This is a genomic window from Kamptonema animale CS-326 (assembly GCF_028330895.1).
Lineage (GTDB): Bacteria > Cyanobacteriota > Cyanobacteriia > Cyanobacteriales > Microcoleaceae > Kamptonema > Kamptonema formosum.
The window spans coordinates 1-8,553 of the sequence record NZ_JAQMUA010000232.1 but is presented as its reverse complement, the minus strand read 5'-3'; the positions used below and the strand labels follow the sequence as shown (position 1 = coordinate 8,553).

13 protein-coding genes are annotated in these 8,553 nt (G+C 42.6%); 5 read left to right on the top strand and 8 right to left on the bottom strand.

Annotated features, from left to right (window positions below; genetic code table 11):
- The first annotated feature begins 257 nt into the window (after positions 1–257).
- The 3 genes from PN499_RS13245 to PN499_RS13235 all read left to right on the top strand — a co-directional run bounded on the left by PN499_RS13245 (position 258) and on the right by PN499_RS13235 (position 2,773).
- On the top strand, positions 258–1,451 hold the full coding sequence (locus tag PN499_RS13245; RefSeq protein ID WP_272032422.1) for a glycoside hydrolase family 10-like protein: 1,194 nt from the start codon (positions 258–260) through the stop codon (positions 1,449–1,451).
- Between the two features lie 168 nt (positions 1,452–1,619).
- Positions 1,620–2,393 (top strand): 1-(5-phosphoribosyl)-5-[(5-phosphoribosylamino)methylideneamino]imidazole-4-carboxamide isomerase, encoded by a 774-nt coding sequence (hisA, locus tag PN499_RS13240; RefSeq protein WP_272032425.1) that lies wholly within the window; start codon positions 1,620–1,622, stop codon positions 2,391–2,393.
- Between the two features lie 149 nt (positions 2,394–2,542).
- The gene (locus tag PN499_RS13235; RefSeq protein WP_272032420.1) at positions 2,543–2,773 is read left to right on the top strand and encodes a toxin-antitoxin (TA) system antitoxin; all 231 of its coding nucleotides are present in this window, start codon (positions 2,543–2,545) and stop codon (positions 2,771–2,773) included.
- A 69-nt stretch (positions 2,774–2,842) separates the two neighbouring features.
- Here the strand turns inward: PN499_RS13235 and PN499_RS13230 are convergent, their stop codons facing one another.
- From PN499_RS13230 to PN499_RS13210, 5 genes are all read right to left on the bottom strand, one after another.
- Positions 2,843–3,184: a DUF5615 family PIN-like protein gene (locus PN499_RS13230; protein ID WP_272032423.1), complete on the bottom strand. Its 342-nt coding sequence runs from the start codon at positions 3,182–3,184 to the stop codon at positions 2,843–2,845.
- Position 3,185: 1 nt separating this feature from the next.
- A complete protein-coding gene (locus tag PN499_RS13225) occupies positions 3,186–3,512 on the bottom strand; it encodes a DUF433 domain-containing protein (RefSeq protein WP_272032419.1) in 327 nt (108 codons plus the stop codon).
- Positions 3,513–3,619: 107 nt separating this feature from the next.
- Complete coding sequence (locus tag PN499_RS13220; protein ID WP_272032418.1) at positions 3,620–3,859, bottom strand: DUF2283 domain-containing protein; 240 nt, start codon at positions 3,857–3,859, stop codon at positions 3,620–3,622.
- Between the two features lies 1 nt (position 3,860).
- On the bottom strand, positions 3,861–4,118 hold the full coding sequence (locus PN499_RS13215; RefSeq protein WP_272032417.1) for a hypothetical protein: 258 nt from the start codon (positions 4,116–4,118) through the stop codon (positions 3,861–3,863).
- A complete protein-coding gene (locus tag PN499_RS13210) occupies positions 4,081–4,305 on the bottom strand; it encodes a DUF6972 family protein (RefSeq protein ID WP_272032416.1) in 225 nt (74 codons plus the stop codon). Before PN499_RS13210 ends, PN499_RS13215 begins: the two co-directional genes overlap by 38 nt.
- Before the next feature lie 89 nt (positions 4,306–4,394).
- Between PN499_RS13210 and PN499_RS13205 the strand changes: the two genes are divergently transcribed.
- Entirely contained in the window at positions 4,395–5,393 is a 999-nt protein-coding gene (locus PN499_RS13205) for a hypothetical protein (protein ID WP_272032415.1), read from the top strand.
- Positions 5,394–5,427: 34 nt separating this feature from the next.
- Here PN499_RS13205 and PN499_RS13200 read toward each other — a convergent pair whose 3' ends face one another.
- Both PN499_RS13200 and PN499_RS13195 read right to left on the bottom strand, forming a co-directional pair.
- Complete coding sequence (locus PN499_RS13200) at positions 5,428–5,652, bottom strand: DUF433 domain-containing protein (protein WP_272032414.1); 225 nt, start codon at positions 5,650–5,652, stop codon at positions 5,428–5,430.
- Positions 5,653–5,756: 104 nt separating this feature from the next.
- Positions 5,757–6,179: a hypothetical protein gene (locus tag PN499_RS13195; protein ID WP_272032413.1), complete on the bottom strand. Its 423-nt coding sequence runs from the start codon at positions 6,177–6,179 to the stop codon at positions 5,757–5,759.
- A gap of 220 nt (positions 6,180–6,399) precedes the next feature.
- Between PN499_RS13195 and gnd the strand changes: the two genes are divergently transcribed.
- Positions 6,400–7,854, top strand: coding sequence for a decarboxylating NADP(+)-dependent phosphogluconate dehydrogenase (gene gnd, locus PN499_RS13190; protein ID WP_272032412.1), 1,455 nt, complete (start codon positions 6,400–6,402; stop codon positions 7,852–7,854).
- Between the two features lie 30 nt (positions 7,855–7,884).
- On the opposite strand, the gene PN499_RS13185 is transcribed toward gnd, so the two are convergent.
- Positions 7,885–8,136, bottom strand: coding sequence for a hypothetical protein (locus PN499_RS13185; protein ID WP_272032411.1), 252 nt, complete (start codon positions 8,134–8,136; stop codon positions 7,885–7,887).
- Positions 8,137–8,553: the final 417 nt, after the last annotated feature.

Sequence of the window (8,553 nt, the reverse complement as noted above, 5' to 3'; positions counted from 1 at the left end):
GGCGGTTGCTTTACCGCCAGGATGGCGGCGTTACAAATATTTTTGCGTAAGTCCCGATTTACTTTTATATATTTGCGGATGCGGGTGAATTGTTGATGAAAGTTATTATTTGGGTAGGGCCAGGTTTTTTACAATTATTGGTAGGTGGCAAGTTTAACTGGCCAAACTCACCCCAACATTCGCGCCCTTATTAAATTTATTAAGGGTTGCAAAGGCTAAACTTTGATGATAATTTAAAACAAAACGGAACCAAAATAATGTTTAAACTGTACAGATGGCAGCGGATTATTGCTTTAATAATTACCTTTGCAATGACAGCGGCGACGATCGCGATCGCTACCCCATTAGTTTATGGTCAAACGCCCCCAAAATTGCCAAGAACTGAATTACGCGGTGTTTGGCTAACTAACATTGATAGCGAGGTTTTATATTCTCATAAAAATGTGACTACAGCTATTGACAGGCTTGCCAAACTAAACTTTAATACAGTTTATCCCACCGTTTGGCAAGGCGGTTATACCCTTTATCCCAGTGCTATAGCTAAAGGAGCAATGGGTATAGCTATGGAACCAACACCAGGATTAAAAGGGCGAGATGTACTGAAAGAAATCGTGGAGGAAGCACATAAAAAAGGATTGGCTGTTATTCCTTGGTTTGAATTTGGTTTTATGGCTCCCGCTGATTCAGAATTAGCTAAAAAACACCCCGATTGGCTGACTAAACGTCGCGACGGTACAACTATTTGGAAAGAAGGCAAAGATGACCGCGTTTGGCTGAACCCTTTTCACCCGCAAGTACAGAAATTTATCCTAGATTTAATTATCGAAATTGTGGTTAAATATAACATAGATGGGATACAATTTGATGACCATTTTGGATTGCCGGCTGAATTTGGCTATGATAGTTTAACGGTGGGAATGTACAAAAAAGAAGTTAATGGTCAATCTCCCTCTGATGACTTCCGAGAAACTTTCTGGGGGCGGTGGCGGGCTGATAAAATCAATGATTTCATGGGGCGAATTTTCCGGGCTGTAAAATTCCGCAAACCTAAATGTATTATGTCCCTTTCTCCTAACCCTTTACACTTTGCCTTGCCTGCTCATTTACAGGACTGGTTTACTTGGGAAAGGCGCGGTTTCATCGAAGAAATTATCATTCAAGTTTACCGGAACGATCTACCTCGTTTTGTGGCTGAATTAGAGCGAGAAGAAGTTAAGCTGGCTAAAGGTCATATTCCTGTGGGGATTGGAATTTTAACAGGATTGAAAAATAACTCTATCCCGCTTAAACAAATTCAAGATCAAGTTCAAGAAGTGCGTAAGCGCGGCTTAGCTGGGGTGTCTTTCTTCTTCTACGAAAGTTTGTCTAGTTGGGCAAAAGAAACACCAGAACAACGCAATTCAGCCTTTAGACAGATGTTTCCTACAAAAATGCAACGACCATCGGTTTGAAATCTGGAATCATCATTTGTAGTAATATCTTTAATGATGATTTGCAATCGCAAAGAAGTGACTAAAGTTGGTACTATGAACGAACATCTGGTAACATACTTTGTAGTGATGACTTTAGTCATTATCAAACCTATAAAAAAGCGGCTAAAGTCGCTACTACGAAAGATAATGAATGTAATTCCAGCTATTGATTTATTAGAAGGTCGGTGCGTCAGACTCTATCAGGGAGATTATGCGCGATCGCAAACCTTTAATGAGAACCCCGTTGAAGTGGCTAGACAGTGGGTAGATGAAGGCGCGACGCTATTGCACTTAGTAGATCTCGACGGCGCGAAAGCAGGTCATGCCGTCAATCAAAAGGCAATTGAAGCCATTGTTAATGCAGTGGATGTACCTTGTCAAGTTGGCGGGGGTTTGCGCGATCGCGCTTCAGTTTCTACTCTGATCAATTTAGGGGTTAAACGGGCTATCTTGGGGACTGTAGCAGTTGAAAAGCCGCAATTAGTTGCCGAATTGTGCGGCGAATTTCCCGGTCAAATTCTGGTGGGAATTGATGCGAGAAACGGGAAAGTTGCGACTAGAGGCTGGTTAGAAACCTCGGAAGTTTTAGCAACGGATCTCGCGCACCAAATGGCTCAACTCGGTGCAGCAGAGATCATTTACACCGATATTCAACGGGATGGAACTCTCTCTGGCCCGAACTTAGAGGCTTTGCGAGAACTGGCAAATGCTGTGGCTATACCCGTAATCGCATCTGGCGGCGTGAGTTCGATCGCGGATTTGCTGAGTTTGTTGGCTTTGGAACCTTTGGGAGTTAAAGGTGCGATCGTTGGCCGGGCCATTTATACAGGTGATATCTCACTTAAAGAGGCAATTCGGGCCGTCGGCCAAGGACGTTGGCAGGATGTACCCCCGGATTTGGGTTCTTCAAGTTTTGCTTGAATTGGTGAGGAGTTACCCACGCGGGGTCAAAAACCCGGTTTCTATGTCAATATCTCTCGGATAGCCGGGATTGTTCAAAGAAACCGGGTTTTTTACGGTGCTAAAGCGGATGGGTTTATAATCCTAGTAATGAGTAGTGTATAAGCAAAATGTCACCCAAAACTTTCGATATTGCTTACTTATCAGATCATCTAACCGATTTATTGTCAGATATTCAAAATCACGTTGAAGTGACGCTAACTCGGCAGGGTGTCCCTTGGGCTAAGGTTTTGCCTTTGGCTCAACCAGAAGAACATTCTATAGTCCCAAAGGCGGGTTTAAATCGTGGTTCTATGGTGATGAGTGATGATTTTGATGAGCCTTTACCAGATTCTTTTTGATAACATCATTTTTTTCCTATCCAAGTGTTAATTCGAGTTTCTAAGTTAACAATATCTTCAGGAATTTTCTTACCTTTGGGGACGTACTACCCGAATCAATTGACCTGTGAGATTTTCGACAGTAGAAATAGCTTCATTAATGCGTGTAGCTTGTCTCTCTGTATTCAAATCTTCTTTGCAAATAATGATTCCTTTATGATTGGGTTGCAAACGGTGCAGGTGTCTAAAATCATCCCAATTGCGTGTCAAAACGGCTCGATTGTCACTAATAGCAAAAGCTAACACATCTTCATCAGGAATCCCTAGTCCACCCTTTCCAGCTTCCTGCACTGTTAAAACATCGTGACCAAAAGTTCGTAGCAATTCCACTATTACCAGTGGGAAATTTTCGTCTGCATAAAGACGTACCATTTTAATCTTCCTCATTTCTAGCGATCGCAGCTTCAATTTCTTCAGGATGCGCGTCAGCATAAGCCCAAGCATTTGCTAAATCTGCTGCACTTAAATGAGGAAAGTCTTGCAAGATTCGCAGATCATTTGCACCCAGATGGCGATAATTTACCAGCGACCAAATAGGTATGCGAGTCTTGGCAATTCTAGCATCGCCGCCGCACACGCCCGGAGTTTTTTCTATTCCTTGCCAAGTGTTACTTAAACTTTGAACTAATAGCTGTATTGCCTGAGCTTTTTCATCGGTAGTTAAGGCAAGGAGTTGTTTTTCTAGTTCTTTGAGTGTCATTGTTTACTATCTCATTGATACAGGAGTAATGTTGTTTACTCTATCATAATTGTAGCTAACTCACGGCTCGGAGTCAACCTGCTTAATTTCCTTCTTTTGTAACAATCTCAAACTTTCTGACTCAGGTGCAAGTCGCCCACGATTGGTAATTCAAATACATTACTCTCTCTCAACCGCTTTGAGAAAAACATAACCTCCAAATTTTCAATTTTTTGAGTTTCAGGATGAAGACGAGCAACAACTCCATAATCTAGTTCTTGGGATTCTTGCTCTGCATAAGGCAAACATTGATTAACGTACAAAATATCACCTACTGCATCGTACTTAAAAATTAGTTTTTTTGCCATATTAAAGAATTTCCTCCGCTAAAAGCCTACCATCGCAGCGCTCATATTCATCTTCCAAAAGCCATGAATGAGCCTCATCATAGCTTGAACTAAAAAACAGAGATTTATAGTTAGCTGATGGGTCATAAATACAAAATCCTCCATTTTTTCCACTGACTAACATCAAAATCCGAGGTGGAAAAACAATTGGATCTACCCACAATTCGATAAATTTCCAGTCATTAATTTGTTCGGCGAGGTCTGGTGCGTGGGATAACATGGTATGTATCTGTTCCTTTGATAATTTTTATTTCAGCATAATAAAGAGGAATCTGACTCAAATGATACTCTAGTAAAGCCGCGATCGCGATTAGGGTTAACTCTTTAGCAAGTGAAAAGCAGGGTACGTCGTGTTTTTGGTGTATAGAGGCATTGCGACCTTTGACTAAATAACTAACCGAACTCATATAGGTTCGGTAATTTCGACTAATTTAATATTGTTGATTTTTTAAACAAACGGTAAGCTTTCTTTATAAACGTTCAATGGAAAGTAAAGATGAAAACTGAAATTTCTCATATTAAGTTAGACAACGGACAAGAAATTCGTGTTGTAGAAGAAGCACGTGAAGGTTCAACTTTATTTGTCCGTCCTCTTGGTGAGAAAGAAGTTGATAAAGGTGAAACCGTTAAATTTGACCCTGAAGAAGAACAATTAGTTCTAACAGAGCCAGTTTATGGTGCTAGTTTGCATACAACTGGAGAGGCAGGATGCAAACAGGATATCTTAACATGGGTTAGAGTTGTTCCTGATGGTCGCGATGGTTCTACAGTTTACGGTCGGACGCTCCGTTCAGATGAGCCTGATACAGGTTTAGCACCACAACGTAGACCAGGTGATAATTTCGCTTTTAGAGAAAATAGTCTGGTTTTTTCTGTAGATAGCGTTGATATAAGTGCTGCTACTAAATTTGAAGACGGATATGCTTCTATTGCAAATACAGTCTGGACTTGGTTATCGCTCTATCCGACTTTAACCCGGAAAGTTTTACCGGATCAAGTGCCTCGCTTTTTGCTGTCTGTGGCACGAAGACTAGATGCCAGCCATGAAGCCTTTTCTTTACTACATAGCAAACTAAAAGAACTGGAAACAGTAGAGTATGGTATTCGACAGCGAAATCTGATTTTTGAAATCATGGGCTTAGTCGAGATGGCAATTGTAGCAATGAATCGTGCTTTACAAATGGCTTTACAACTACACAGAGATTATTCTATTACTACTTGTTTTCCTGAGTCAGTTAACAATAAGCTTCATGCCCTTAGACAAATGCGAAATGCTTACGAGCATATTGAAGATAGAGCATTAGGTTTAGTTCGGGGAGTACCACATATTGATGCTTTATCAATTTTTAATTATGAACGTTTGTTTAAAGAAGGTATTGCAACCTATGGCCAATATGAACTCGATATCCATAATGAAGCAATTCAGTTGCTTATTGACACCCGACAATATCTAAAAGAGGCAACGTCAGAACTAGCTTCTAATGTAAGCTTATAGATTTTAGGTGTTAGCTTCAGAGTGCGATCGCATCCTAAGCGATCGCATCTCCCCTAATTAATTGCTTTCTAGCCTCTTCCAACAGTGCAATTACTTGTTCCCTAGTGACAGTGGGAAATCCATCTAAAAAATCATCAATTGATTCTCCCGCCTCTACATAGTCAAAAAGAGTTTCCACAGGAACCCTAGTGCCCACAAAAACAGGAGTCCCACCCATAATTTCACTCGAAGTGCTGATCGTGGGAAAATTCTTAGACATAAGCCTTTAGTGTTTAGCTACTAAGACCTTTTATTGTATCAATTTTTAGGCATTGTATATTTTACCATCCCATCCCCAAAGCACTCATCAACCTCAAATTCCCCTCATCGCCTCGTCAAAGGATCGGCATAAGGATCTGGCAAAGCTTGCTGCACCTCCAACACAGACGCAGGCTGCACCCTCAACTCCCCACTACTCAATGTTTTTTTTAACCCCTCATCCCTACGACTGGGGTCTTGCAACTTCACCAACTCCTCCTGGTAAACCGCAAAAATCTTACCCAAACTCGCTGCAACCGCGTCCCAAGTCTCATCCTGAACCAACTTATCCGCAATTCCCTGGAATACCTCACCTTCCTGCTTCTTGCGAACGTACTCCTTAAGTAACTTCCCAGACCTCTGCATCGCCGCCTGGTAAACCTCCCCATCCGACCACCACAGACCCGGCTGACTCAGCAACCAAGTCAAAATATACTCCTGAGCGTAGCGCTCCTTTACCCAAGCCGCAAGGTGCTGTAATTCCTGCATTGTTATCGCCTCCTAACTTTTATCTTAGCTATTCGTTTAATTGTATCTATCGTTACCGCACAATATTTATAACTGCCTTTTTATGGTATCCTGCATATCTTTGTATAGCTGGAAATCTTAAAAAAACCTTACCAATTTTATCAAAAACCAGGTATCAAATAGAAAAATTAAAGTAAATTGAATCCAAGCCCAAAACCAACAACAGAGTCAACAAAGATTTATGGCACAGCAAAACTTTGGAGTAATTGGTCTAGCCGTTATGGGCGAGAACCTAGCGCTAAATGTAGAGAGTCGCGGCTTTTCCGTATCCGTCTTTAACCGCACCTACGCCAAAACCGAAGAGTTCATGGCTAAACGCGCCCAAGGCAAGAATATCATCGCCACCCAGACTCTTCAAGAATTTGTCGAATCCCTAGAACGCCCCCGCAGAATCCTAGTCATGGTACAGGCCGGCAAGCCCGTTGATGCCGTCATCCAGCAGCTAAAACCCATGCTAGACCCGGAAGATATGATCATTGACGGCGGTAACTCCCTCTACGAAGACACCGAACGCCGTACCAAAGAATTAGAAGCAACGGGACTGGGATTTGTGGGTATGGGCATCAGCGGCGGCGAAGAAGGCGCTCTCAATGGTGCTAGTTTGATGCCAGGAGGTACGCAAACAGCTTACGGGAAATTGGAGCCAATTTTGACTAAAATTGCCGCTCAAGTAGACGATGGCCCTTGCGTGACTTTCATCGGCCCCGGTGGTGCCGGTCACTACGTAAAAATGGTACACAATGGCATTGAGTATGGCGATATGCAGCTAATTGCTGAAGCCTACGACTTGCTCAAAAATGTGGCCGGACTCAATGGCGAACAGTTGCACGAGGTGTTTGCAGAATGGAACACCACTGACGAACTTAACTCCTTTTTGATTGAAATTACTGCTAATATTTTCAAGTTCACTGACCCCGACACTAAGCAGCCTTTAGTTGAAGTGATTATGGACTCAGCGGGTCAAAAAGGTACGGGTCGCTGGACGGTAGTTAGTGCTTTGGATATGGGCGTAAGTATTCCCACAATTACTGCTGCTGTCAATGCCCGGATTATGTCTTCTTACAAAGACGAACGGATTAAAGCTTCTAGTGTACTATCGGGGCCTTCTGCCAAATATGAGGGCGATCCGAAGGAGTTGGTAGGCAAGATCCGGGATGCCCTTTATTGCTCAAAGATTTGCTCTTACGCTCAAGGTATGGCGCTGTTAAGTGCTGCGTCTAAGTCGTTTAATTACGAATTGGCTTTGAGTGAAATTGCGCGAATTTGGAAAGGCGGCTGTATTATCCGAGCTGGGTTTTTGGATAAGATTAAAAAGGCTTTCAATGATGATGCTAAGTTGCCGAATTTGTTGCTAGCGCCAGAGTTTAAGCAGACAATTTTGGATCGGCAGGTAGCTTGGCGGGAGGTGTTGGCTACTGCGAGTACGTTGGGGATTGCTGTCCCGGCTTTTAGTGCCTCGCTAGACTATTTTGATAGCTATCGGCGCGATCGCTTGCCCCAAAATCTGACGCAAGCTCAGCGGGATTATTTCGGCGCTCACACTTATGAGCGTACTGATAAGCCTCGCGGTGAGTTCTTCCATACTGAGTGGACGCAGGCTTCTAAGGATTCGATTCAAACTGGGAGTACGGATTAATTTTGTTGGTTAACAGTTAACGGTTAACAGTTAACCGTTAACTGTTAACTGGTTTTGACGTTTTTTCTCTAGATAGCTGTTTATATATTCGTCGTTAAAGAGCGATCGCGCTATTGTCAGTGCTTCTTCTCTTTCTGCGTCTGTCATGTAATCGTCGCCTTTTAAACCAGAGGGTAAACGTCCAGGATCGCCGCCTGCATCGAGGAATCTTTGACGCGCGATCGCCATTAATTCTCCTAATCGTCGATCTTGCTCTTTCCTAATTTGATTCTGATTCGTCATAGTTCGCAACCTCGTCTATACGAACAACCTCGCCACTTTGTAGTATAGCAGCCCTTGGTAAAATTTGACTTGGGGTTTCGATGTACCAAAAGCCCTTTTCTTCATCATATATCCTCCAGATGAGCAAGTCCAGAGTGTCTAGGGCATTGATAATTAAGTATTGGACTCCCGATGATGGCATTGATTGAGTAGTTATAGTTAAGCTAGTTAGCTATTCTATCACTCATTGCCAACATAATTTTCAGTTTTATTGAGTGTTGATTTCAGCCTTGCCAAGCGTTATTTTGATATCATGTCCGGTTAAATACTTGTCATTGCGAGCCAAAGCGAATCGCAGTTGCGAGGGTACGGATCTTGCCCGAAGCAATCTCAAAACCTTGCGATTGCTTCGCTTCGCTCGCAATGACACATCGTAAG